A 23,380-nucleotide genomic window follows, 5' to 3' on the forward strand; every position below is an offset into this window, starting at 1 on the left:
CGGTGGACGACGGAGCCATGGAACGCGAAATCCACGGCCGGACGGCGCGCGGCGTCGAAGTCGGTCCGGAGACGCGGTGCGCCCACTACGATACCGACCGCGACGTGGTGGCCCTGCGGTTCGCCTGCTGTGACGAGTACTACCCCTGCTTCCGGTGTCACGACGCCGCGGCGGACCACGACGCCGAGCGAGTTTCGGTAGAGAGTTCGGCGTCGGCGGTGCTGTGCGGCGTCTGCGGTGCGGAGTTGACCCCCCGCGAGTTCGTGGACGGGACCCACGAGTGCCCGGAGTGCGGGGTCGAGTTCAACCCGGGATGTGCCGACCACTACGAGCTATATTTCGATTTCGGGGAGTAGTTACGGAGCGTTCTTTCGAGGCACGTCACGAGGTGCGTCGATAGAAACGAGGCAGGTCGAGTCACGTCGTCACTCCTCGGCCGTCCGCCGAATCAGGTCGGCGAGTCGGTCGTAGAACCCGGCGTCGTACTTCGTCTCGGCGTCGATGGTCGGCCGGGCGTTGGTCTCGTTGACCACCGCGCGGTCGTCAGAGACCAGAATATCGACGCGAGGTAGTCGATGTCGAGTGCCTCGGCCGTGCGCTCGGCGAGAGTGCGGAGATTCGCCGGCAGGTCCACGCCGGTCGCCACCGCGCCGCGGTGGACGTTGTGCTTCCAGCGGTTGGGGCGCGTCTCGTCGGTCACCCCGTCGTCGGTCGAGTCCGGGAGGCGGCGCTCGACGCCGCCGACGCACTCGCCGTCCACGACCATCGCGCGGTAGTCCGTGGCCTCGGGGACGTACTCCTGAACGAGGAACGACTTATCGCCGGTGGCGCGGTAGTCGTGGACCAAATCGAGGTAGTCGGTCACGCCGAGGTAGGAGTCGGCGTCGCCGACCTTCGCCACGCCGACGCCCCGCGTCGTGGAGTTGGGCTTGACCACGACCGGCGGGTCGAACCGGTCGAAGGCCGCGAGCAGGTCGGACTCGTCGGCGGGGTTCGAGACGAGGACGGTCTCCGGAACGGGAATCCCCGCACGTTCGAGCGCCGCGATTACACCGGCCTTGTTCCGCGACGTGAGGACCGCCTCGCGGTCGTTGACCCACGGCACGTCGAGGAGCGCGTCCGCGACGCCGCCCTCCATCGCCCGCGAGGGGTAGACGAACCCCGCGTCGAACTCGTCGCTACGCCACGGCGGGTCCGACAGCGATATCGCCCGGTTCTCCGTGGGGACGTGGTGGACCGCGACGTCGCGTTCGGCCAAGGGGTCGCGCATGCGCTCGAACGTCTCCTCTCGGTAGGCGACCGCGAGGTCCAGCATACGCTACCGGAGGGAGCGCGCGGGTAAAAAGGTGGATGGACCGAGCGAATCCGAACTCGACCGGCCGGCGCTGGAGAGAGACTCGACCGACGGGACCGGCGAGCCAGCGGCTCACGGGCGAAGAACGCAGGAAAAGGCGACGAAAGACCGCTTACGCGACGAGAAGCTTCTCGCCCTTCTCGACCTTGATGCGGCACGGCGGCGAAATCTTGTTGTAGGCGCGGCGGAGCGCGTCCTTCACGACGGGCGCGTCCTCTGGCTGGCACCACGCGGTGAAGATGCGGTCGTTGCGCGGGATGCGGGCGGCCGTCCCGACGACCTTCCCGAACGCCTGACGCATCCCGTCGGAGACACGGTCCGCACCCGCGCGGTCGCCTGCTTGTTCTCCCGGATGACGTGGTGGGGGAACTTGCGGAGAATCATCTTGTAGTTCTCCGGGCCGAGTTCCTTGATGAGGTGGCGGTTGGCCGAGAGGCGCGAGGCCTCCAGCGAACCGTGACGGAGCTGACACTCCTCCTCGGTGATGAGGCTAATCTGGACGGGGTAGTCGTCCTGGTTGCTCTCGAGGTTGCCCATCTCGTGCTGTGCGATTTTGGAACCGGGGATGCCGGTGATGTACTCGCGTCGGGTGTACGGCTGCTTGCTAATCTCCCGGTACATCGAGGCGGGTTTGTCCGACATGGTTATTACTGGATTCTGAGGGTCACGCGGCGGATAAACCCTTCGATGCGAGGTAGTGCGATTCGGCGTCGTGCGGGTCCGAGACCCTCGGGAACACCTCGCACGGAGTCACTCGACCGGGACGTACGCGGCGAGTCCGGGCGGAAGTCGGTCGGCGAGCGATTCGCCGACGTCGACCAGTCGTTTCCGGAAGACGGCGTAGACGGTCGAGACCCCGAGAAACGCGAGGACGACCAGTTGCAGTCGTCCGACGTAGAGCAGGCCGGGCACCGCGAACACCGCGGCCAGCAACAGGTCCTCGGGCGCACCGTCGTAGCGAATCCATCGCCGCGGCGCGACCCACCGACCGCGGCGGTGGTCGTACACCGCCCGGTCGGAGGTGGCGAGCCACGGCCGGAGTTCCAGACCGCCGCCGAGGGCGTCGCTGGCGGAGTGAACCGCCGCGGACGCGAGGAAGACCGCCGCGGCGACGGTGGCGGCTGTCGGAGCCACGGCCGCGAGTCCGAGCGCCGGAAGCGCCAGCAGCGAGTAGTACACCGGGAAGTGGAGGTCCTTCCGGTGGTCGCCCGCGAGGTCGAGGTCCGGGAAGAGACCGCCGACCGCACCCGACGATATCGCGGCGGTAGCGAACTCGGGCGCGACGAACAGCGCCACCGCTCCGAGCGCCATCCCGAACAGGGCGTGCGTAGTCGCCATCATGGTGAGTACGGGTAGGAAGCGCGTCTATTCAAACTTGTTGTTGTCCGAAGGTCGGAATACGACGAGGGTGAGCGCCGCCAGCAGGCCGCCCTCGACGAACCCTGCACCGTGGGCGAAGACGTTAGTGAACGTCCCGTCGGCCACCGGGTCCGCCGGGAAGAGACCGAAGACCAACCAGACCAACAGCGCGAGCACGAGACCGACGTACAACAGGTCTATCCCGACCTGTCGGTAGTGGTCGTCGCCGTACGTCCGGCCGCGAGTTCGGGAAGCGATACCCGAGACGGCCAGAGCGAGACCGGCCGTGACCGCCGTCCCTTCGAGGACGGTGACGCGTCCGGCGTAAATCCAGAGCAGTTCCCCGAGCAGGAGCAGGACCGCGAACTGACCGACGAAGAAGACGGTCTCGCGCGAGTAGGTCCGCCGGAGGTGGACCGCGACCGCGACCAGCAGAAAGCCGCCGAACCCGGCCACTACGCCCGAAAACCCGCGGGAGACGGGCGAGGCGACGGGGAACCGCGTTTCGAGGAGGGCGTAGCTCGTGAGGTTGACCGCGACGGGGAGGACCACGAGGAACACCGGGAAGGTCCGGCGGAACCACGCCCGGCGGTCGGCGTGGAGACAGACGAGGTACGTGACCATCGACAGCGAGACGTAGCCGCCGACGTTGCTCAACAGGTGGCCGGTTCCGGCGTGGACGTAGGCCGCGGTGAACAGGGTGACGGGGTCGAACGCGGCGTGGTCGAACGCGAGGCGGTCGTGGACCGCGACCGGGAGCAACAACTGGACCGCGACGAGCGCGACACCGACGACTGCGATGGCCGCGAGGTCGGCCGCGATGGACGACGAGAGTAGCCGAAGGCCTCGGAGTCGGCCGACAGGTCGAACCTCGCGGAGGCGTCGCTCATTCGAAGTCGAGTTCGTGCGCGACCACCAAAAGCGTCGCCCCGGTCGCTACCCGCAAGACCGAGGGCTACCAGAACGACTAATGAAATCACGGCCGCACGGACGGTATGGTCGAGGTCAGCGAGAACCAGAGCGACACGTTCGACATCGGCGGCGAACTGACGGTCCACAGACTCGCGTACGGCGCGATGCGGTTGACCGGCGAGGACATCATCGGCAGGCCCGACGACGAGGACGAGGCCCGCGAGGTCCTCCGGCGCGCCGTCGAGATGAACGTGGACTTCGTGGACACCGCCGACTCCTACGGTCCCGGGGTCAGCGAGCGCATCATCCGCGAGGCCATCGAACCCGACGACGCGGTTGTGGGGACCAAGGCCGGACTCCTCCGGAACCGGTCGGGCGACTGGATTCCCCACGGCGGTCCCGACTACTTCCGAAATCAGGTTCTCACCAGCATCGACCGACTCGGCGTCGATAGCATCGACCTCTACCAGTTGCACACCCCCGACGTGGACGCCTCCTTCGAGGAGGCGTCCAGACGTTCGCGGAACTGAAGGACGACGGACTGGTCGACCACGTCGGCCTGAGCAACGTCAGCGTCGAGCAGTTGGACGAGGCCCGCGACGTGGTGGACGTGGCGACGGTCCAGAACGAGTACAACGTCGGCAACCGCGACCACGAGGACGTGCTGGAGGCCTGCGAGGACGCCGGAATCGGCTTTATCTCGTACTTCCCCATCGGCGGCGGCGACTTGGGCGAGAAGCGGTCGGTGCTGGAGGACGTGGCCGAGAACCACGACGCCACGCCGCGACAGGTCGCGCTGGCGTGGTTGCTCCACCACTCGCCCGTCACCATCCCGATTCCGGGCACCTCCAGCGTGGACCACCTCGAGCAGAACGTCGCCGCGTCGGCTATCGACCTCTCCGACGAGGAGATGAAGCGACTCGACGAGTAGGCGGCCTCGCTCCGGGTTTTCTCGGCATAGCACTCGCCGACGGTCGTCTACGCGCTCGCCAACGGTCGTCTGCGAGACGTTCGGGGACCGGTTCAGATGTCTCTCGAAACGTCACGTCGTCGGATGTTCGTGGATACCCGGTATCAGTCGTAACTAGTTCAGTATCGGTCGTGACGCGGCCAGTGTCAGTCGTCACGACGGCTAACGCCGTCGCTCGGCGCGAAAATAAACGAAGTAAGTTAGTTTATCTGAAAGTCCGAATCAGAGTCGCTGGACGTTGGTCGCTCGCGGACCCTTGTCAGCCTGCTCGATGTCGAACTCGATTTCCTGTCCCTCTTCGAGGTCCGGACCGCCAACGTCCTCCATGTGGAAGAAAACGTCCTCGTCCGCGTCCTCAGTTTCGATAAAGCCGTAACCGCCTGTGTCGTTGAAGAAGTCGACCGTTCCTTTCGCCATTGCGATTTGAGAGAGTACCGGCTTACGGATAAGACTTCCGAGATAGCTGGTGTCACGGACCCCTCCGGAATCGCGTCCGCCTCGCGGACGAACGCGACTTGGCGGTGGACGTCAAACTCGACCGACCGGTCGGCGACCGTCTCCGTGCCGGGGGTGAGTAATCGAGGTCGGACCGCTCGGTGCAGCAGGGACCGACGCCGATGGGGCTTTCACCGTGGCCGCAATTGGTGTTCGCGTACCTGAATCTCCCGCAGGCGCGCGGAGAGTGACACGACCAACATCAAAAGGTAAAGTGCCTCTGTTCCGGATACACTGGTATGACTGACGAGGAAATCGACGACGTCGACGAAGCAATCCTGTATGCACTTCAAGAAGACGCTCGTAACATGTCGTCCGGAGATATCGCGGAGCGGACCGACACCTCGGACAGTACCGTCCGCAAGCGCATCCAGCAGCTCGAATCCGACGACATAATCAAAGGATACAGCGCCAGCGTCGATTATCAGAAAGCGGGCTATCCGCTCCGAATGTTGCTGTACTGCACTGCTTCGATACCCGAGCGTGGTGACCGCATCACCGATATCCTCGAAATAGACGGCGTCGTATCGGTACAGGAGTTGGTCACCGGTGAACAGAACCTCCTCGTCACCGTCGTCGGCGAGTCCGACAGCGACATCACACCGGTCGCACAGAAACTCCTCGATATGGGACTCACCGTGGCCGACGAAGTCCTCGTTCGGAGCCACGAGACGACGCCCTTCGGCAGGTTCGATTCCGAAACCCACGCACAGAACGATTCCTAGTCGAGGACGCGTTTCCCGCTCGGTCGCGCGACGCATACCTGTACCGAGTCGGTCTCGTTCTCCGACGGGTCGTCCTCGACGGTGCGACAGGCCCGGCCACGGTCCGGCCTCGTCGCCCCGGAGACACGTCGGTACGGGTCGAAGTCTCCCGACCCGACTCCGCTACCGGACACCCAGAGAAACATAATGTTCTATCATTTCCGAATTGCGAACAGAGTGTGAATATAGACAGACTTAACAGACAGTCTGTTCAAAAGGTGAGGTAGAAACGACCAGAAGCGTACCCTGTGAGACCGGCCCGGGTGCCACAACGAGTCGTAGGATGGGCAGAACGATGTCAGGACACAGTTCGAAACCGACGGTCGGAGCGCTCCCGGACACGACGGTCGAATCACCGTTCGTGCCCGTTGCACTAACGTGGCTCGTGTGGTCGCTGTTCGCCGCGAGTATCGCCGTCCTAATCGCCAGATTCCGGTTCGGTGGTGCGTGGGAAATCCCCGGCCTGCTCGCCGTCGACGGCCTGACCGTTCTCATGTGGGTGGTGGTCACGTTCTTTAGCGGTGTCGTTCACAGCTACTCGCGCCGCTACATGGCCGGGAGCACCCACGAAACGAGATTCTTCGTCGCCACGTTCGGTTTCACGGCGACCGTGATGGCACTCGTCGCGGCCGACCACGTCGCACTGTTCGGGGTCCTGTGGGTGACGATGGGACTGCTGATGGCGGAACTCATCGGTACTGTCAGCGGATGGGAGCAGGCGCAGGCGGCTGCTGGGGTCGCCCGCAAGTACTTCCTCTGTAGCAGTGCCATCCTCGGTGTCGCGCTGACGGCGTTGTGGTGGACGACCGGCGCGACGACGATTTCCGGAATCGGCGCGACCGCCGACACGCTTGGTGGACCGGTCTGGCTAATCGCCGCCAGCGCGCTCGTGCTCGCGGCGATGATTCAGTCCGCGTTAATCCCCTTCCATACTTGGCTCCTCTCCTCGATGACCGCACCCACCCCGGCGTCGGCACTGATGCACGCCGGGTTCGTGAACGCAGGCGGTATCCTGCTGACCCGCTTCGGCCCGGTCATCACGGTCGACCCCGCGGTCATGCTCGCGGTGGTCGCCGTCGGCGGGGCCAGTGCCATCGGGGGGGAAGCTCCTGAAGTCGGTCCAGACCGACGTCAAGGGAAAGCTCGCCTGTTCGACGGTCGGTCAGATGGGGTTCATGATTATGCAAGTCGGTCTCGGTTTCTTCGGGGCCGCGGTCACTCACCTCGTCCTGCACGGCTTCTACAAGGCCTACCAGTTCCTCAGTTCGGGCGAACAGGTCGAACACACCGGGCCGAGCGAGACCACTAAACACACGGTAGGCCGCGTGACGAGCGCCGTCGGTGTCGTCGTGGCACTACTAACCGGACTCGGTGGCGGAGTGGTGTTCGCGGTGCTGACGGGGAAGGGGGCGAAGGTCGACAGCGGTCTCCTGTTGAACTTCTTCGTGGTCGTCACCACGCTCCACGCGGCCCGGAGCGCGATTCAGCACACCTCACTTCCGACGCTGGCCCGCTACGGGACCGTTCCGTTGGTGTTCTTCCCGGCCATCGTCGTCTACGCAGTGGTCTACGAAGCCGTCTCGGGACTGCTGACGGTCAGCACGGCAACGACCGAGCTAACGCTGCTCCACGCCATCATCGCCGTCGGCTTCGTCGCCATCTACGTCGGCATCGAGACCGGAATCCACGAACGCAGCCAGCGCCTCTACGTGGCACTGCTGAACGCCACCCAACCGTCGTCGAACACCCTATTGACTTCCACGGAGGACTACAATGAGCGTTGAATCCGCCATCCGCGACAGCATCGACGAGGCCGCGACCACTGTCGGACCCCTCTGGCCCATCCACTCGTTCGTGACGGCCAACCCCCTCTCGGGGTTCGAAGACCAGCCGTTCGGGGAGGCTGTCGAGCAGGCGGCTACTCTGTTGGGCGGCCGTGGCTACCCCAGTGCAGAGACGTTCGGTAAGGCGTTGGAACGCGGCCAGATAGACCCGGAGATTCTCGAAAGAGAACTCGCCGAGGCAGGCTACGAAGAAGACCCCGAGACGCTACTCGACCGCATAGCCGACACGGCCGACACCGAGGACGGTGACACGGACACCGCCACAGACCACGTCGACCAAGTGCTGACGAAGTGGCTGTCGGCCTTCCTCGACGAGGAGAGCGCCCACTGGTCGATGCCGAACCGCGAGGAGGGGTTCTACTCCGCCTTCCGGGGAGTGGCGGAACACGACGGTCAAATCCCCGACGAAGGACTCGTCTCCGACCTACCTGAAGCACCAATCGACACCATCGAGGCGGTCCTGGAGTCGTACCCGGAGAGCCAGTGGGTGTCCATCTTCGAGGAGCAACTGGCCGCGCTCCCGGGCTGGACCGGGTTCATCAAGCGACGCGTCGAGGACGAGGGCGTGTGGCAGTCGACGTATCCGATTTCGCTGGAAGGGTATCTCGCGGTGCGTCTGGCACTGCTAGATGCTGTCGGCGCTGACGTCGAGCCTTCGAACGATATCAACGCGAACCCGACCGACGAACTCGCTGAAGCGTTCCTTCGCGCGTGGGAAGCGACCTACCGCGACGACCTCGTCGAGGCCGTCGCAACTGAGAGTCAGTCGATGGACGACGGCGATACGTCGGGCCGCCCGGACGCCCAGTTGGTCTTCTGTATCGACACCCGCTCGGAAATCATCCGTCGTCATATCGAAGCGACGGGCGACTACGAGACCCACGGGTACGCTGGCTTCTTCGGCATCCCGATGGAGTATCAGGGATACGACGCCGACGTTGCGGTCGACGCCTGCCCCCCGATTCTCGACCCACAGCATCACATCACCGACGTTCCGACTGACGACGAGACGCGGGCGCGCCACGACCGCTTGTCCGGCATTCGCGCGGCCGCCGACGAAGTCGTCGAGACGCTGGAGGCCAACGCCGCCACCGCCTACGCCTACGTCGAGACCGCCGGAAGTGGCTACGGTCTCTCGCTCGCGGCTCGCACGCTCGTCCCCGGACGCGTCCGCGACCTGTTCGACGCCGCCACCGAGCTAGTTCCCGACCATCACGAGTTCTGTGAGCCGTCGGTCACCCACCGAGACACCTACTCCGGCGACCTGCCGGTGGGGCTGACCCACGACGAGAAGGTCGAGTACGCCGCGACCGCCTTCGAGTTGATGGGCTGGGACGAGTTCGGTCGCTTGGTCGTCTTCACGGGCCACGCTAGCGAGACGGCAAACAACCCGTACGATTCGAGTTTGGACTGTGGTGCCTGTGCCGGCAACCCCGGTGGCCCGAGTGCCCGCGTACTTGCGACGATTTGTAACGACGAGGCTGTCAAGACTGAACTCCGCGACCGCGGGTTCGACATCCCCGAGGATACGGTTTTCCTCGGTGGCCAGCACAACACCACGACCGACGAAGTAGAACTGTTCGCGGACGACGTGCCCGAGAGCCACGCGGACGACCTCGACCGATTGCGCAGGGACCTCGCGAAGGCTCGAGAGAACGCGACTGCCGAGCGCGCCGAGTCGATGGGGACCGACGGCTCGATAGGCGTCGGCGAGACGGAACGCCGCGCCGCCGACTGGGCCGAAACGCGTCCCGAGTGGGGGCTGGCAGGTAACGCCGGCTTCGTCGTCGGTCCACGCGAACTGACGAGCGATTTCGACCTCGACGGTCGCGTGTTCCTCCACTCCTACGACTGGTCGACTGACCCCGACGGTGACGCACTCGAAGCGATTCTCACCGGTCCGATGGTCGTCACCCAGTGGATTAACAACCAGTACTACTTTTCGGCGGTCGACAACGCCGTCTACGGGAGCGGGTCGAAGGTGACCCAGAACCCAGTCGGTAACGTCGGCGTCTATCAGGGCAACGGCGGTGATTTGATGACGGGGCTTCCGCTCCAGTCGCTGATGGCCGCAGACGACGAACCCTACCACCAGCCGCTCCGCCTCTCGACGGTCGTCCACGCGCCGGTCGAACGCGTCGCCGGCGTCCTGACCGACCACGAAGAGTTGACCGAACTGCTGGACAACGACTGGCTATCACTGACAGTCGTCGATCCCACGCAGGACCACCGCGCCTTCCACTACGAGGAGGACTTGGAGTGGACGCCAGTGTCCGAACAGGCCGAGGCATACTCGGAGATGCCGACCGCTCTCGCTGTCACAGACGATTAGCCGACTGCGACGCGGACTCGGCGCGCGACGGGAGCGGCGGCACCTGCGGGACCGCGGTGCCGTGAACGAGACGCGCCGAACCGAGAGGTTCGGCGACCTCGACCCGGCGAAGTGCCAGACGCTCTGCTGTCTGGAGTGGGGCAGTCGCCTGAAGACGGTGTTCGTCGGCGACGAGTGAAACCGAGTTCGGACGAGCGAGAGCGACCTACTCCGCGTGGGGGACGACCTCGTCGAGGAGGTACTGGAGGAAGTCGGCGGTGTCGAACTCGCTCGGCCGGTACACCTCGACGTACCCGCTCTCGGCCGCGGTCATCTTGAGCGACCGGTCGCCGTAGGAGCAGTCGAGACCGAGTTGGTTGAACTCGGCGCCGTCGAGCAGTCCGGCGGTCCGGTCGTCGGCGAGCAGGTCGGTCCCGTGGAGGACCCCGTTCTCGCAGTTCCCGTCGGTGTCGTAGAACCCGGCCCGCCACGGTTCGGCGTCGGTCTGGCCGTCGAGGAACGCCGACAGGTCGAGGGTCGCCCGCTCGATGTCGGCCTTCGTGTCGTGGCTCACGAGGTCGAACGCGAAGGTGCCCTCACCGCTTCCGGCGACGACGAACTCGCCCGGGACGCCGACCAGTTCCGTCGTGCGGACTTCGGTTCCGGGGGTCTCCTCGATTCGGACCTCGCCGAAGCCGAGTTCGGCCGTGGTCCTGTCCACCTCGCGCTCGACCGCCGCGCGACCCTCGAACGCGACCTCACCCGACGGGAGCGAGAAGACCCGCCGAACGTCAAGCACGCGCTCCAGTTCCCTGTCGCCGCTCTCGACCGTGTCTGAGAACGAGTCCACGACCTCGAAATCGTCGTGGACGATACCGAGTACGCCTGCTTTCATGTGCGAGCGGTTCACAGAGGCGGTAGTTAGTTCGTTCGGCTTCGGAGGAGTAGGGAACAATGAGAGATTCAGCGAGAGGAGTCGGACCGAGGGAGGCTACCCTTCCATCCCGCTGAACGAGAGACCGCCCTCGATGTAGCGCTGGGCGAACAGGTAGACCAGCATGATGGGCGAGGCGAACGTCAGCGCGAACGCCGAGAAGCGCGCCCACGGCACCGAGTACTCCGAGACCAGCGAGAACAGGCCGACCGGAAGGGTGTAGTTCTCGGTCCCGAGCAGGGTCTGGGCCACGACGAACTCGGTCCATCCCGTGAGGAAGGTGAAGATGAACACGGTCGCCAGTCCCGCCTTCGACAGCGGGAGGATGACCTCGACGACCACTCGCCACGCGGGCGCGCCGTCAACGACCGCGGCCTCCTCGTAGGAGACGGGGATGCCGTCCATGTAGGTCTTCAGCAGCCACGTGTTGAACGGGACGGCCGTCGCCGCGTAGTAGACCGACAGCGCGAGTTTGCTGTCGTTGAGGCCGACCTGCACGAACACGGTGTAGAGACCGATGAGCAACGCGATGCCCAGTCCGCCGCCGACCTGCGTGAGCAGGACGTAGCCGAACAGAATCTTCCGACGACCGACGAACTTCCGACGCGAGAGCGCGTACGCGCCGGGCACGACCAGACACATCGAGAGGATGACCGTCGGAATAGCCACCGTGAGGCTGTTCCAGAAGAACTTCTTGAAGTCCGAGGGGTTGTCCACGCCGTACGCCGACGCGTCGAGGAACGTGAGTTGGGGCGTGTCGAACACCAGCGCCGACTCGGTGAACGGGATGGCCAGTCCGATGCGATAGCTCGGCACGATGAGGTCGCCCAGCACCCAGACGAACGGTTGTATCGAGGGTTGCTCGGGGAACAACCGCAGGCCGTCCACGGAGTGTATCGACCCGCCGGACCCCGACAGCGCCGAGATGAGTATCCAGTAGATGGGGAACAGGAGCGCGAGGACGACGACCAGCGCGCCCGCCGTGAGGCCGAGGGTCTTCAGCGGTCGAACGGGCGAGATGTCGCCCGCCAGCACGCCCTCGGCGGTGTAGCGCGCCTCGCGGTAGGTGTCGACCGGCGCTGTCGCCAGTCCGACCGCGTCGTCCTTGACGTTCCGGACGACGGAGCGAAGCAGACTCACGCGTCGCTCACCCCGTCGGCGAGTTTGCCGCGCTTGACGTTCAGCCACATGAACACGCCGATGAACGCGATGGCGACGAGGCTAATCGCGGCACCCTGTCCGTACTGGAAGTAGGTGAACGCCTCGCGGTAGCCGTAGACGACCATGAGTTCGTTCGCGCGCGCCGGGCCGCCCTGATTGAACACGTACGGGATGAGGAACTGCTGGAACGAGGCGGCGGCCGTGAGGATGGACGCGAACAGCACCGGGCGCTTGATGGACGGCAGCGTGACGTGGAGGAACCGCGCGAAGTAGCCCGCGCCGTCCACCTTCGCGGCCTCGTGGAGTTCCTCCGAGACGTCCTGCAGCGCGCTCACGGTGATGATGACCATGAACGGGTACGCCAGCCACGCCTCCGTGACGTTGTACGCGAGGAACGCCATCCAGCGGTCGCTCAGCCACGACACCGACGAGAAGCCCAGCGCGCCGAGGACCTGATTCGCCAGTCCGAACTCGGCCGAACTGAAGATGCCCCGCCACACCGTGATGGTGAAGATGGCGGGCAGGCCCATCGGGATGATGATGAGCGAGCGCATCAGTCGCTTTCCCCGGACCCGGTCGCCGGTGACGATGAGCGCGACGCCGATGCTCAGGGTTATCTTCAGCGTGACGCTCGTGGCGACGAACAGCCACGTGACGCCGAACGAGTTCCAGAAGTTCGGGTCGGTCAGCACCGTGACGTAGTTCCGGACGCCGACGAACGCCGCCTCCCCGAAGGTCAGCACCGACAGCGCGCCCTCGCCCGCGAACAGGTTCGACGGTTCGGCGTTCGTGAACGAGATGCCCAGCAGGTAGAGGATGGGGAACAGCATGAACGCCGAGAAGACGAACAGTCCCGGGAGGACGAGCAACAGCGACGCGTCTTCTCGTTCGAGAAACGGCACGTCCTCGACGCGCCGGGCGACGCGAGAGGCAGTACTCATAGGTTCGGTCTACTCCCAGTTTTCTCGGGCGGTTTTCTCGGCCTGTTTCATCGACTCCTCGACGCCCGCGTCCCCGTTGAACACCTTCGTGAGCGCGTCTCTGAGCGGTTGCCACACCTTCCCCATCTTCGGGTGGGTCGGCATCGGGACGCCCTGCGAGACGGTCTGGGAGAACGCCTGCACGTCGTCGGGCAGGACGTCGCTCCCGCTGAGGCTCTCCAAGACCGGGATGCTTCCCTGATTCTTCGCGGCCTTCTGGAGCAGGTCTTCGTTGGTGGTGTACCACTCGACGAACGACTGCGCCGCAGCGGTGTCGGCGTTGTCCTCGCCCATGGCCTTCGCGAAGTACCACATCTGGATACCCGTGAGCGGCCGGACCTCGCCGCCCTCCGGCGAGGGGAGCTTCGCGACGCCGAAGTCGACGCCCTTCTCCTTCAGCGTGGTGAGGTACCACGGTCCGTTGATGGCGAACGCCGCGTTACCCTCCGAGAACGGGGCGGCCTGCGCCTCGTAGCTGGGGTCGTTCGGCATGAACGGCTTGAAGTTGTCGAGCGCGAACTGGATGCCCTTCACGGTCTCGGATTGGGTCAGACCGAGCATCGGGTCCTTCTCGGGGTCGAAGTAGTAGCCGCCGAACGACTGCGCCCACGCGCTGACGAAGTAGGGGTTGAACGGGTAGCTCAGGCCGTAGGTGTTGTTCTCGGGGTCGTGGTGTTCGTCCATCACCGACTTCATGTCGGCGACGGTCTCGGGCGCTTCGTCCACTAACTCCTTGTTGTAGACGAGCGACACCGTCTCAGCGGCGTACGGGAGTCCGACCACGTTCCCCTCGAACTGGACGGCCTCGGCCGCGGCGTCGGTGAAGGTTCCGAGGTCCACGTTCAGTTGGTCGCTCCGGTCGGTGACGAACCCGCGCTGGTAGTAGTCGCCCACCCAGTCGTGCGCCCAGTCGAACAACTGCGGTCCCTGTCCGGCCGGAATCGCGCTCGTGGTCTTCTTCTTCAGGTCCGAGACGTCCGACCCTTCGATGGTGTGCTTGGAGTCGTCGTTGAACTGTTTCAACGCGTCCTTGCGGGCCTGTAGCTCCGTGTCCTGCAGGCGGTACCACGCTTTCGCGGTCCCCGCGGGACCGGACTCGGTGGTCGTCTCGGAGTCGCCCCCGGCAGTGGTCTCGTCGCCGCCGTCGCCGGACGTCGTCGTCTCGTTCTGTTCCTGAACGCTCGCGCAGCCCGCGAGACCACCGATAATGCCCGTCACACCGATGCTCTTGAGGGCTTTTCTGCGATTCATTGTCATGGGGTGAATAAGTGTTGAATTAGTTGTTCATAACTTAAAGCCTTGGGTTTCCACATGGTCTTTCACGCGAGACGTCCGCTTCGTGAGACCGCCACCGACCGCCGATAACCGTCGTTTCGTACTCTCCGTCGCGTCGTACACGGTAAAACCGTCGGTCTTACTCGGGCGGCGACTCGAACGACCGGACGGCCCGTGCCGAAACAACGACGAAATATTGCGTCACACATTCATCGAAGAGGACAAGAACTAAACCGTGGGGAACGTACGCACGGAGAAGGATGGCGACAGTAACGCTGGACGACCTCAGAAAGGAGTACACTAACGGGCAGATAGTGGCCGTGGAGGACATCGACTTGGACGTGGACGACGGGGAGTTCGTCACCGTGGTCGGCCCGTCGGGGTGCGGGAAATCTACTACCCTGCGGATGATTGCGGGACTCGAACGCCCGACCTCGGGCCGCATCTCGATAGGCGGAGAGGACGTGACCGACGTCCACGCCCGCAAGCGCGACGTGGCGATGGTGTTCCAGAACTACGCGCTCTACCCCCACAAGACGGTCGAACAGAACATGGCGTTCGGTCTCCGGATGAGCACCGACCTCTCGAAGGACGAGCGCCGCGAGACGGTGCGCGAGACGGCCGAGATGATGGGCATCGAGGACCTGCTGGACAAGAAACCCGACGAACTCTCGGGCGGCCAGAAACAGCGCGTCGCGCTGGGCCGGGCCATCGTGCGCGACCCGGACGTGTTCCTGTTCGACGAACCGCTGTCGAACCTCGACGCCAAACTCCGGACGACGATGCGCACCGAGATTCAGCGACTCCAGAACGAACTCGGGACGACGTCGGTCTACGTGACCCACGACCAAGAGGAGGCGATGACGATGGGCGACCGCATCGTCATCCTGAACGGCGGCGAACTCCAGCAGACCGGGGTTCCCAAGGAGGTGTACGACGACCCGGCCAACGAGTTCGTCGGCGGGTTCATCGGGTCGCCGAGCATGAACTTCCTGACGGTGCGCGTCGAGGACGACGGCGCGACGACCCGACTCCTCGGCGAGGACGGGTTCGACTACGAACTCACCGACGAGCACCTGCGGGACGCGGTCGGGGGTCGCGACCGCGTCCGACTCGGCATCCGGCCCGAGGACGTGTCAGTCGCCGGACCGGGCCGCAACGCCGTCGAGACCACGGTCGAGGTCATCGAACCCGTCGGGTCGGACAACTACCTCCACCTCGGCGTCGGCGAGGACTTCATCGCGCGAGTCGCCTCCGACGTGGAACCGGAGCAGGGCGAGTCGATTCACGTCGCGTTCGACGCGTCGGACCTCCACTTCTTCGACGCCGACGACGGCGAGTCGCTGCTGTACGAGACCGAGCAGTCGGCGGCCCCGACGGTCTGAGCGACGCGGTGACGCGGAGAAACTGAACGCGAACTATCTCTTCTTCTGCAATCGCCGTCTCTCGGAGAGGACCTACTCTTCGGGGACCGCGGCCGGTTCCTCCACCGACGCGTCGCGCTGGTCCAACAGTGCGAGCGTCGTCGTCCGAAGCGCGTGGGGCCACCCCAGCGGCGTAGCGCTGTCGGGCGTCCCGTCGTCGAACACCTGCTCGGGGAGCAGCGCCCCGTCCGGACAGAGAACACCACCGGGGAGGACGAGTCCGAGCAAATCGCGGGCCGTGGCCGCGAACTCCTCGGCGCGGGGGTCGCCGCGGTCGTCCAGCAGCGCCGCGAGGTTCGCGCAGGCGAACGCGCCCCACGCGGTCGAGACGGTCCATATCTTCTCGTCGTCCTGCGAGCGCGCCCGCCAGTCGTCGCCCTCGTAGCGCGCGAGACCGCGCACCGAACTCTCCGCCGGGTCGCGGTGGAGTTCGTCCACGACCGTGCGGACGTGCGAGACCAACCGGTCGAGGCGGCGGTCGTCCACCTCGCTCACGCGGGCGTACGCGAGGTGCGCGCTCGCCAGCGCGAGCGACCCCGAGTCACACCGCGGGTCCACGTCGCCCGGTTCGAGTCGGTCGGGCGAGTCGTCGCCGTCGGTCTCGGCGACGAGTCGGTAACCGTAGATGTCGCGCTCGGGGACCCAGAGGTCGTCGAGCGCCTCGTAGACGCGGTCGGCCTGCTCGGCGGCGCGGTCGGGCAGGTCGGCCGCGCTCTCGGGGAGGTCACCGTCGGCGGCGGCGACCGCGGCGTACGCTTCGAGGAACGTCGCGGCGGTGTGGGCGAACCGGCCCGTGGCGTCCTCCCACGCGTTCTGGCAGGCCACCGGCAGGCCGTCGGACTCGACGGTCCGGTCGAGTCCGTCGAGCGCGTCCGCGAGCGTCCCGGTCGTCCTGTCGGCGAGGTCGTCGTCGAGTTCGGGGAGCGCGTCCGCGAGGAACGCGACGACGCTGGCGGTCTGGTCGGCCTGATACTCGCTGAAGTCGGTGTCGCCGCCGACCGCGAGGTGGCTGTTGGCCCACCCCGGCGCGAGGGTGCGGTTCCGGGGCCAGACGCGGTGGGGCCACGTCCCGTCGGCGAGTTGGGTCTCGCAGTAGCTCTCGGCGCTCCGGGCGTGCCAGTCGTCGAGTCCGAGGTCGAACTGGCGGTCGGCGCGCAGGAGGAATCGCGATATCTCGGCGTCGTCGCGGAACCACGTGTAGCCGTACCCGCCCGAGTGAGCGTAGTAGGGGTCGAACTCCGGTCCGGCGATGCGGAGACCGGTCGGGGCCGACAGCATGCCGACCACCCGGAGGTCGGCCGCCACCGCGTCGCGCCGGGGCAGGTCGTCCGGGGTCCGGGGCGCGCGCTCGCGGGCGGCCCGCTTCAGGGCCTCCGCGCCGTCGTACTCGGCGACTACGTCGTCGAGTCGGTCGAGCGCCGCCTCGCGGTCGGTCCGGGTCGCGTCGGTCAGGAGCGTCACGAGCGTCGCCGTGCCGTCCTCGAAGGGGAGTTCGCAGAGCAGGTCGCCGCTCAGACTCGCCTCCTCCCGGCGACCGGCCTCCTCGGCCAGCGGTCGCTCGACGGGGTCGGCGTCGAGCAGTCGCGCGAAGTCGGCGGGGACGCACCCCCGCGCGGCGTCGAACCCGGTCGCGCTGGCCACGTAGTCGTGTTCGGCGTCGTGGTAGAGTTCGACGGCGTCGGCGTGGCGGAGTTGCGCGACGCCGGTATCGCGGCCGTCGGGTCCGAAACCGAGGAACCCGACCAGCGTTTCAGCGTCTGCATCCTCGTGTTCTTCTGGGTTCTCCCGTTCGTCTGCATCCTCGTGTTCTTCTGGGTTCTCCCGTTCGACGTGAGTCACGTGCGCGCGCCCGAGCGTGAGGTCGTACTGAGTGAGGGTCTCGCCCCCGGCGTCGTCGGGTAGTCGGTGTTCGGTGACGACGAGCGTCGTGTCGCCCGCGTACGACTGGGAGACCGTCTCGCAGTCGTCGAACCACAGTAGGTCGCCGTCGCGACGGACACCGAGTCGGGACGTGTCCAGTCCGTTGCGCCCCGTGAGCGGCGAACCGAAGTCGCGGGGGCCGCCGTCGCGGTCCACGTGGACCAATCGGCCGTCCCCGTCTGCGGGGGTGAACCCGGAGAACCGTCCGGTCGTCGTCCGACGCTCGCCGGGGAAGTGCGTGTCGTGGCCCTCGTGACGTTTGAAATCGTCGAGAGCGTCGCGGAGTTGCATTGGCGGAACGAACGTGGCGGCTTCGTTAATAACCTTTGGTGTAATTGTTGTTCACAGATACACACGTAACGGAACAGTGAAGTGCGTCGGCCCGGCCGGTTGGCGTATGCACGAACCCGGCCCACCCAGATTCGCTCACGTCGGGGAGTCCGTCGAACTCGCTCCCCGCCGCCCGGACGCCGACGGTCGATTCTCGTGGCGCGTCCGTGACCGACCCGACGACAGCGATGCCGGCGTCGGCGACGGCGCGGTCGTCCACCTCGAACCGGACGTTCCCGGCGTCTACGCGCTCGAACTGGACGCCCCCGACGGGACCCACCGCCAGACCGTCCGGGCGTTCCCCGACCCCCGGCAGGCAGTCGAGTTCCGCGCGCCGATAGCCGACCTCCCGCTCCCGGCAGAGGACATCGAGACCGTTTCGCTCACCGGTCCATTCAACGAGTACACGCTCGGCCGCGACAGGATGGTCCGCGACGGCGACAGTTACGTCGCGGAATTCGAACTCCCGCCGGGCGACCACGAGGGCATCTGCGTCGTCAACGACGACTTCGAGCACTCTCACACCGTCGAGGTCTCGGTCCCCGGTCCCGGGCGTCCCCGCGTCCACCTCGACGCGAACGTCGAGGGCGAGATGCTCGTCGTGACCGCGAACGCCGAGGCCGCCCCGGACGGGAGCGACCCGGAGGTGGAGTTCTGGTTGGACGACCGCGACGACCTCGCCGAGTCGGCCGCGACACGGGACGGGAGCGAACTCCGCGTGCCGGTCGCGGACCTGCCCGAACGCGCCCGCGTCCACGCCGTCGCGGTCGCCGAGCGCCACAGCGTCGCCGACACGGTGGTCGTCGAACGACCGGACGGGGCGGAAGCCGCGGGCGAGACGGAAGACCCGGCCGACGCGGCAGAGACGGGCGACTCGGCGCATCCGACCGACGTGACCGTCTCGCGGCCCAACGACCCGCCGGAGTGGGCGCGCCACGCCACGGTCTACCAGATATTCGTCCGGCGGTTCACGGGCGAGACCGTCGAGACGACGTTCGAGGAGATAGAGCGCCGGGTGGCGTACCTCGAATCGCTCGACGTGGACTGCCTCTGGCTCACCCCCGTCGTGGAGAGTCCCACCGACCACGGCTACCACGTCACCGACTACTTCGACACCGCCACCGACCTCGGCACCCGCGAGGAGTTCGAGTCGCTGGTCGAACGCCTCCGAGAGGCCGGAATCCGAGTCGTATTCGACCTCGTAGTCAACCACACCTCGCGGGACCACCCCGCGTTCCAGATGCACTCGGCGGGCGTGCCCGAGTACGCCGACCACTACGAGCGCGTCCCCGCCGACCCCGCCGAGACCGACCGCGACGCCACCGACACCCTCGACGTGGACTGGGCGGGCGAGGGCGCGCCAGCCTACTACTTCAACTGGACCCGCATCCCCAACCTCAACTACGACTCGCTGGCGGTCCGGTCGTGGATGCTCGACGTGGTGGACGAGTGGGCACCGCTGGTGGACGGGTTCCGCGCCGACGTGGCGTGGGGCGTCTCGCACGGCTTCTGGAAGGAGGTTCGCGACCGGGTGAAGTCCGAAGACTCGGAGTTCTTCCTGCTGGACGAGACCATCCCGCGGGACCCCCAGTTCCACGAGAACGAGTTCGACGCTCACTACGACACCGCGCTCTACGGCGCGCTCCGCGACATCGGCGGGGGCGAGGCCTCCGCCGACGCGCTGTTCGACGCGCTCGAAGCGAACCGCCGCGAGGGGTTCCCCGAGTCGTCGCTGTTGCTCCGCTACGTCGAGAACCACGACGAGACGCGCTACCTCGACGAGTGCGGCCGCGCGGCGCTCCCGGCGGCCGCGGCCGCGACGTTCACCCTGCCGGGCGCGCCCATGATTTACTACGGGCAGGAACGGGGCGTCGCCGAACAGCGCGGCGAGATGAAGTGGTACGACGGCGATTCGGCCCTCACCGAGTTCCACCGTCGGCTCTCGCGCCTCCGCGGCGAGCGGTCGGTCCTGCGAACGGGCGACGTCGAGCGCGTCGAGTGGGAGTGTCCCGACCGACCGGGCGACGACCGGACGGTCGCCTACGCCCGCGACGACGGCGAGTCGCGGGTGGTCGTCGTCCTCAACTTCGGCGAGGAACCGCGCGAGGTCGCGGTCGGCGAGGCCGCGGGCGAGACGGACCTGTTGACCGAGTCCGTCGTGGTCGGAGACGGCGTCGAGACCGGCGACCGAACGACGGTCGAAGTCGCCGACGCCGTGGTCCTCGAAAGCGAGGTCTGAGCGAAGGTGAGCGAACGAGCGAGGACCGGGCGCTGAACCCGGGTAGTCGCGTCAGACGCGGCGCTTAAGTGGCGTCCCCGGCCAACTGTGAACGATGGACGACCCGACGCTCTCTCGACTGCTCCGGGAGTTCGGCTTCTCGGACAAGGAGATAGACATCTATCTGACGGTACTCGACCACGGCGAGGCGAAGGCCAGCGTCGTCGCCGACGACGCGGGCGTCTCCAAGCGGTACGTCTACAGCGTCAGCGAGGACTTGGCGGAGCGAGGTTTCGTCTCGGTCAACGACCACTCGGTCCCGACGACAATCAGGGCCGTCCCGCCCGAGGAGGTCGTGGACGCGCTCACCGACACCGCCGAGCAGATGCGACCCGCGCTCGAATCCCGGTACTCGCGGGTCGCGCCCCAGTCCGACGAGTTCGAGGTCATCAAGGCCCGCGTGACCGTCCTCAAGCGCATCACCGCGCTCATCCGGGAGACCGACGAGGAGGTCACGTTGTCGGTTCCCCACGACCACCTCTCGGAGGTGGCCGACGAGTTGCGCGACGCGGTGGACCGCGGCGTCCTCGTCCTGCTGGTCGTCACGGGGGCCGACCCCGGCGCGGACCTCGGACTCGACGGTCTCGCCACGGTCGCCCGCGCGTGGGAGGAGTCGATGCCCACGATGATTACCGCGGACCGAACCCGGAGCATCGTCGCCCCGCCCGAGATGATAGCGCGGTCGAACAGCGGCGAACGCGCCATCGCGTTCACCCAGCGTCAACTCGCCCCGGTCATGATAGGCTCGTTCTTCGGCAACTACTGGCCGATGGCCGAACAGGTGTACGTCGCCGACCCCCACGACCTGCCCGAGACGTACGACGACTTCCGGCAGGCGGTCCTGCAGGCGACGCTCCACCTCCGGACGGGGAGGGAACTGGTCGCGACCGTCCGCGGGCAACCGACCGACGGCGACGACGGTCCGGGCGAAATCGAAGGGCAGGTCGTCGCGGTGCGGCAGGGACTGGTCGAACCCGCGAACAACTCCTTCCCGGTGGAGGCCGCGCTAGTGGTCGAGACCGGGGCCGGACGCTACAGCGTCGGCGGGGACGGCGCGTTCGTCGAAGACTACGAGGCGTCGGAAGTAGTGCTGGACTTCGCGGAGCAGTAAGACGGAGGGCGGCGCGACCGCCGTAGAGAACGGCCGGGACGCGAGTTCAGTCCGAGTACGCGCTCTCGAACGGGTCCGGCGGCAACAGCAGGTCCTCCAGTTCCGGCATGTGCTTGATGTTGTAGACGACCGTCAGTTCGGCGGTGACGGGCATCCCGTTACAGGACAACCGGATACCGCGCTCCATCAGTTCGGAGGGAAGGACGTGGCTGGCGGGCATCGACAGTTCGCCGTCCAGCAGCATGACAGCGCAGTTGGCGCACGCCCCGCCGCGGCAGGCGAAGGGCCACGCGTGCTCGTGGTCCTCGGCCGCTTCGAGCAGCGACTGGCCGGGTTGGACTTCGAACTGGCCGTAGTCCACCTCGTCGAGGTCCTCGGCCGCCGCCTTCCGGAGCAGGTCCTCGTCGTCGGTCTCCCACCCGAAGTCGGTGAGAACGTCGTAGTTGAGATACGTAACCTCCGAGGCGACCTTCGGGTCTCGCGCTCGGTTCCGTGTCTGGTCCCGGTTCCGCGCGCGGTTCGGGTCCCGGTTCCGCGCTCGGCCGCGGTCCTGCGCCGAGTCGTGGTTCTCCGCCGAACCCGGACTCGGCGCTCGGTCGCCCTCGGTAGTCGTTTCGTCCGGTCGATAGCCCGCCTTGATTCTCTCGTAGGCCGTCCTGACCGCCTGAAACTCCGCGACCGACCCGCCTTGGTCCGGGTGGGCCTCCTTCACCCGCTCCCTGTAGGCCTGTTCGATTTCGGCGTCGTCGGCGTCGGAGTCGATACGTAACACGTCGAACGGGGACTCCATCACCCTCTGCTAGCGAAATCCGAGGTAAAAACCTTGGCTCGGGACGTAGTCCGGCCGCCTTCCCGAACGAGATGGGGCGTCCGCGGCGATGAACTACAAGGGCGCAGGGACCGAATTGCCCGTATGGAGCAATCCAAGAGCGTCAGTGAGCGTAGCCGACTCGTCCGCACGATTCTCGCCGCCGGTCTGGCGGTCGCCGCAATTCGCTCGCTTCAGCGGGGGAAGCGTCTGAGCGGGGCGCTGGCGGGCGTCGGCGCGCTGGCACTCGGATATGGGGCGACGGCCGAGTCCGGGGAACTGTCCGAGACGCTCGGTATCGGAGAGACCGGCGAGGAGGCGCAACTCCGCTGTGCGGTCTGCGGCCAACCTATCCGACCGGGAGAGCGCCGCGGGCCGAACGAGAACAACGAAATCGTCCACGAGACCTGCATGGAAGCGGCGAAGTGAGCGGTGGGTTCGGAGTTGTCGGACCGCGAGGTCGAACCCATCCGCGGTAGAGATTCGCGGCCGACAGTTTACTCGTTACGCTCGTTCGTGCTGTCAGCCACAGAAACATGCCGCCTTCCGGACCCCTAGTAAGAAAATCATGAATTTTTCGTCACTCTGTAAACGAGAGGGAATCGATTAGACGGAGGAATTGCAAGACGAGCGTAGATGACGAAGACACCCCCATCTGAGGAACTTCTCGGTCTACTGCGCCAGATGGACCCCCACGAATTCGAGAAGTTGGTAGCTGAGTTGTGGCGGCAACTAGGATACTCCGCAACCGTGAGACAGCGAAGTCGAGATAGAGGAATTGACGTGATAGCGACCAGAGAGTCGCCAGTTAAGGAAAAGCACGTGATTCAGGCCAAGAGGTACGCGGAGGACAACAAAATCGGGAGTCAAGAAGTGCGAAACTACGCCACGCTTTACCAGCAGGTCACCGACGCCGACAAAGTGATACTCGTCACCACTAGCGAGCTAACCACAGAGGCTAGGCGGCTAGCCAAGGACCTAAACGTCCAATTTATGTCCGGTGAGGAGTTGTGTGACAAGATACGCGAGTCCGGAACCGACGTGGAGAAGTACCTCCCGATTGGCGAGAATCAGCCATCGCAGACCACCTCCACACAGTCACTGTCGGACCAATCTGACTCGAAGAAAGAAGAAGCTTCTTCGGGGTCTC

General features: G+C 66.0%; 17 protein-coding genes and 4 pseudogenes. 10 read left to right on the plus strand and 11 right to left on the minus strand.

Annotated features, from left to right (window positions below):
• Positions 1-17 precede the first annotated feature (17 nt).
• Positions 18-356, plus strand: coding sequence for a CHY zinc finger protein (locus tag FXF75_RS14860; RefSeq protein WP_163522619.1), 339 nt, complete (start codon positions 18-20; stop codon positions 354-356).
• A gap of 69 nt (positions 357-425) precedes the next feature.
• Here FXF75_RS14860 and FXF75_RS14865 read toward each other — a convergent pair.
• The 4 genes and pseudogenes from FXF75_RS14865 to FXF75_RS14880 form a co-directional block, all read right to left on the minus strand.
• A pseudogene (locus FXF75_RS14865) lies at positions 426-1,315 on the minus strand (RimK family alpha-L-glutamate ligase).
• A gap of 151 nt (positions 1,316-1,466) precedes the next feature.
• Positions 1,467-1,996: pseudogene (locus FXF75_RS14870) on the minus strand (50S ribosomal protein L16).
• A 108-nt stretch (positions 1,997-2,104) separates the two neighbouring features.
• Complete coding sequence (locus tag FXF75_RS14875) at positions 2,105-2,695, minus strand: metal-dependent hydrolase (protein WP_163522620.1); 591 nt, start codon at positions 2,693-2,695, stop codon at positions 2,105-2,107.
• Positions 2,696-2,719: 24 nt separating this feature from the next.
• Positions 2,720-3,478 carry a hypothetical protein gene (locus FXF75_RS14880; protein ID WP_163522621.1) on the minus strand — a complete coding sequence of 253 codons (759 nt, stop codon included), beginning with the start codon at positions 3,476-3,478 and terminating at the stop codon, positions 2,720-2,722.
• Between the two features lie 230 nt (positions 3,479-3,708).
• Between FXF75_RS14880 and FXF75_RS14885 the strand changes: the two are divergent.
• Positions 3,709-4,556, plus strand: a pseudogene (locus FXF75_RS14885) (aldo/keto reductase).
• A 261-nt stretch (positions 4,557-4,817) separates the two neighbouring features.
• On the opposite strand, the gene FXF75_RS14890 reads toward FXF75_RS14885, so the two are convergent.
• Complete coding sequence (locus FXF75_RS14890) at positions 4,818-5,012, minus strand: cold-shock protein (RefSeq protein ID WP_115798789.1); 195 nt, start codon at positions 5,010-5,012, stop codon at positions 4,818-4,820.
• A gap of 317 nt (positions 5,013-5,329) precedes the next feature.
• Here FXF75_RS14890 and FXF75_RS14895 point away from each other — a divergent pair, with 317 nt between their 5' ends.
• The 3 genes and pseudogenes from FXF75_RS14895 (at position 5,330) to FXF75_RS14905 (ending at position 10,030) form a co-directional block, all read left to right on the plus strand.
• Positions 5,330-5,815, plus strand: a complete 486-nt coding sequence (locus FXF75_RS14895; protein WP_163522622.1) for an Lrp/AsnC family transcriptional regulator — start codon at positions 5,330-5,332, stop codon at positions 5,813-5,815.
• A 334-nt stretch (positions 5,816-6,149) separates the two neighbouring features.
• A pseudogene (locus FXF75_RS14900) lies at positions 6,150-7,638 on the plus strand (proton-conducting transporter membrane subunit).
• A complete protein-coding gene (locus tag FXF75_RS14905; protein ID WP_163522623.1) occupies positions 7,628-10,030 on the plus strand; it encodes a DUF2309 domain-containing protein in 2,403 nt (800 codons plus the stop codon). Before FXF75_RS14900 ends, FXF75_RS14905 begins: the two are co-directional and overlap by 11 nt.
• 205 nt (positions 10,031-10,235) lie before the next feature.
• Here the strand turns inward: FXF75_RS14905 and FXF75_RS14910 are convergent, their stop codons facing one another.
• From FXF75_RS14910 to FXF75_RS14925, 4 genes are all read right to left on the minus strand, one after another.
• Positions 10,236-10,904, minus strand: coding sequence for a hypothetical protein (locus FXF75_RS14910; protein WP_163522624.1), 669 nt, complete (start codon positions 10,902-10,904; stop codon positions 10,236-10,238).
• A gap of 96 nt (positions 10,905-11,000) precedes the next feature.
• Positions 11,001-12,083 carry a sugar ABC transporter permease gene (locus tag FXF75_RS14915; protein ID WP_163522625.1) on the minus strand — a complete coding sequence of 361 codons (1,083 nt, stop codon included), beginning with the start codon at positions 12,081-12,083 and terminating at the stop codon, positions 11,001-11,003.
• Positions 12,080-13,045, minus strand: coding sequence for a carbohydrate ABC transporter permease (locus FXF75_RS14920; protein ID WP_163522626.1), 966 nt, complete (start codon positions 13,043-13,045; stop codon positions 12,080-12,082). The genes FXF75_RS14915 and FXF75_RS14920 overlap by 4 nt, the downstream gene beginning before the upstream one ends.
• Positions 13,046-13,054: 9 nt before the next feature.
• Positions 13,055-14,341, minus strand: a complete 1,287-nt coding sequence (locus tag FXF75_RS14925) for an extracellular solute-binding protein (protein ID WP_163522627.1) — start codon at positions 14,339-14,341, stop codon at positions 13,055-13,057.
• Positions 14,342-14,619: 278 nt separating this feature from the next.
• Here FXF75_RS14925 and FXF75_RS14930 point away from each other — a divergent pair, with 278 nt between their 5' ends.
• The gene (locus FXF75_RS14930; protein ID WP_163522628.1) at positions 14,620-15,744 is read left to right on the plus strand and encodes an ABC transporter ATP-binding protein; all 1,125 of its coding nucleotides are present in this window, start codon (positions 14,620-14,622) and stop codon (positions 15,742-15,744) included.
• Positions 15,745-15,816: 72 nt separating this feature from the next.
• Here FXF75_RS14930 and FXF75_RS14935 read toward each other — a convergent pair whose 3' ends face one another.
• A complete protein-coding gene (locus tag FXF75_RS14935; protein WP_163522629.1) occupies positions 15,817-17,994 on the minus strand; it encodes a glycoside hydrolase family 15 protein in 2,178 nt (725 codons plus the stop codon).
• A gap of 106 nt (positions 17,995-18,100) precedes the next feature.
• Between FXF75_RS14935 and FXF75_RS14940 the strand changes: the two genes are divergently transcribed.
• Both FXF75_RS14940 and FXF75_RS14945 read left to right on the plus strand, forming a co-directional pair.
• Complete coding sequence (locus FXF75_RS14940) at positions 18,101-20,272, plus strand: alpha-amylase family glycosyl hydrolase (protein ID WP_163522630.1); 2,172 nt, start codon at positions 18,101-18,103, stop codon at positions 20,270-20,272.
• A 94-nt stretch (positions 20,273-20,366) separates the two neighbouring features.
• Positions 20,367-21,422, plus strand: coding sequence for a TrmB family transcriptional regulator sugar-binding domain-containing protein (locus FXF75_RS14945; RefSeq protein WP_163522631.1), 1,056 nt, complete (start codon positions 20,367-20,369; stop codon positions 21,420-21,422).
• A gap of 46 nt (positions 21,423-21,468) precedes the next feature.
• Here the strand turns inward: FXF75_RS14945 and fer are convergent, their stop codons facing one another.
• The gene (gene fer, locus FXF75_RS14950) at positions 21,469-22,212 is read right to left on the minus strand and encodes a ferredoxin Fer (protein WP_163522632.1); all 744 of its coding nucleotides are present in this window, start codon (positions 22,210-22,212) and stop codon (positions 21,469-21,471) included.
• 123 nt (positions 22,213-22,335) lie between these two features.
• Between fer and FXF75_RS14955 the strand changes: the two genes are divergently transcribed.
• Together FXF75_RS14955 and FXF75_RS14960 are read left to right on the plus strand one after the other, a co-directional pair.
• Positions 22,336-22,659 carry a DUF2892 domain-containing protein gene (locus FXF75_RS14955; protein WP_163522633.1) on the plus strand — a complete coding sequence of 108 codons (324 nt, stop codon included), beginning with the start codon at positions 22,336-22,338 and terminating at the stop codon, positions 22,657-22,659.
• Between the two features lie 207 nt (positions 22,660-22,866).
• The coding region (locus tag FXF75_RS14960) for a restriction endonuclease (protein WP_163522634.1) at positions 22,867-23,380 on the plus strand (514 nt) is incomplete at its 3' end.

Origin of the sequence: Halorussus sp. MSC15.2, from assembly GCF_010747475.1 — an archaeon.
Lineage (GTDB): Archaea > Halobacteriota > Halobacteria > Halobacteriales > Haladaptataceae > Halorussus.

Excerpts from the sequence above, each read along its gene's own strand:
- FXF75_RS14860 (WP_163522619.1), top strand. The coding sequence starts at position 18 with ATGGAACGCGAAATCCACGGCCGGACGGCGCGCGGCGTCGAAGTCGGT.
- FXF75_RS14875 (WP_163522620.1), bottom strand. The coding sequence starts at position 2,695 with ATGATGGCGACTACGCACGCCCTGTTCGGGATGGCGCTCGGAGCGGTG.
- FXF75_RS14890 (WP_115798789.1), bottom strand. The coding sequence starts at position 5,012 with ATGGCGAAAGGAACGGTCGACTTCTTCAACGACACAGGCGGTTACGGC.
- FXF75_RS14895 (WP_163522622.1), top strand. The coding sequence starts at position 5,330 with ATGACTGACGAGGAAATCGACGACGTCGACGAAGCAATCCTGTATGCA.
- FXF75_RS14905 (WP_163522623.1), top strand. The coding sequence starts at position 7,628 with ATGAGCGTTGAATCCGCCATCCGCGACAGCATCGACGAGGCCGCGACC.
- FXF75_RS14910 (WP_163522624.1), bottom strand. The coding sequence starts at position 10,904 with ATGAAAGCAGGCGTACTCGGTATCGTCCACGACGATTTCGAGGTCGTG.
- FXF75_RS14920 (WP_163522626.1), bottom strand. The coding sequence starts at position 13,045 with ATGAGTACTGCCTCTCGCGTCGCCCGGCGCGTCGAGGACGTGCCGTTT.
- FXF75_RS14925 (WP_163522627.1), bottom strand. The coding sequence starts at position 14,341 with ATGACAATGAATCGCAGAAAAGCCCTCAAGAGCATCGGTGTGACGGGC.
- FXF75_RS14930 (WP_163522628.1), top strand. The coding sequence starts at position 14,620 with ATGGCGACAGTAACGCTGGACGACCTCAGAAAGGAGTACACTAACGGG.
- FXF75_RS14935 (WP_163522629.1), bottom strand. The coding sequence starts at position 17,994 with ATGCAACTCCGCGACGCTCTCGACGATTTCAAACGTCACGAGGGCCAC.
- FXF75_RS14940 (WP_163522630.1), top strand. The coding sequence starts at position 18,101 with ATGCACGAACCCGGCCCACCCAGATTCGCTCACGTCGGGGAGTCCGTC.
- FXF75_RS14945 (WP_163522631.1), top strand. The coding sequence starts at position 20,367 with ATGGACGACCCGACGCTCTCTCGACTGCTCCGGGAGTTCGGCTTCTCG.
- fer (WP_163522632.1), bottom strand. The coding sequence starts at position 22,212 with ATGGAGTCCCCGTTCGACGTGTTACGTATCGACTCCGACGCCGACGAC.
- FXF75_RS14955 (WP_163522633.1), top strand. The coding sequence starts at position 22,336 with ATGGAGCAATCCAAGAGCGTCAGTGAGCGTAGCCGACTCGTCCGCACG.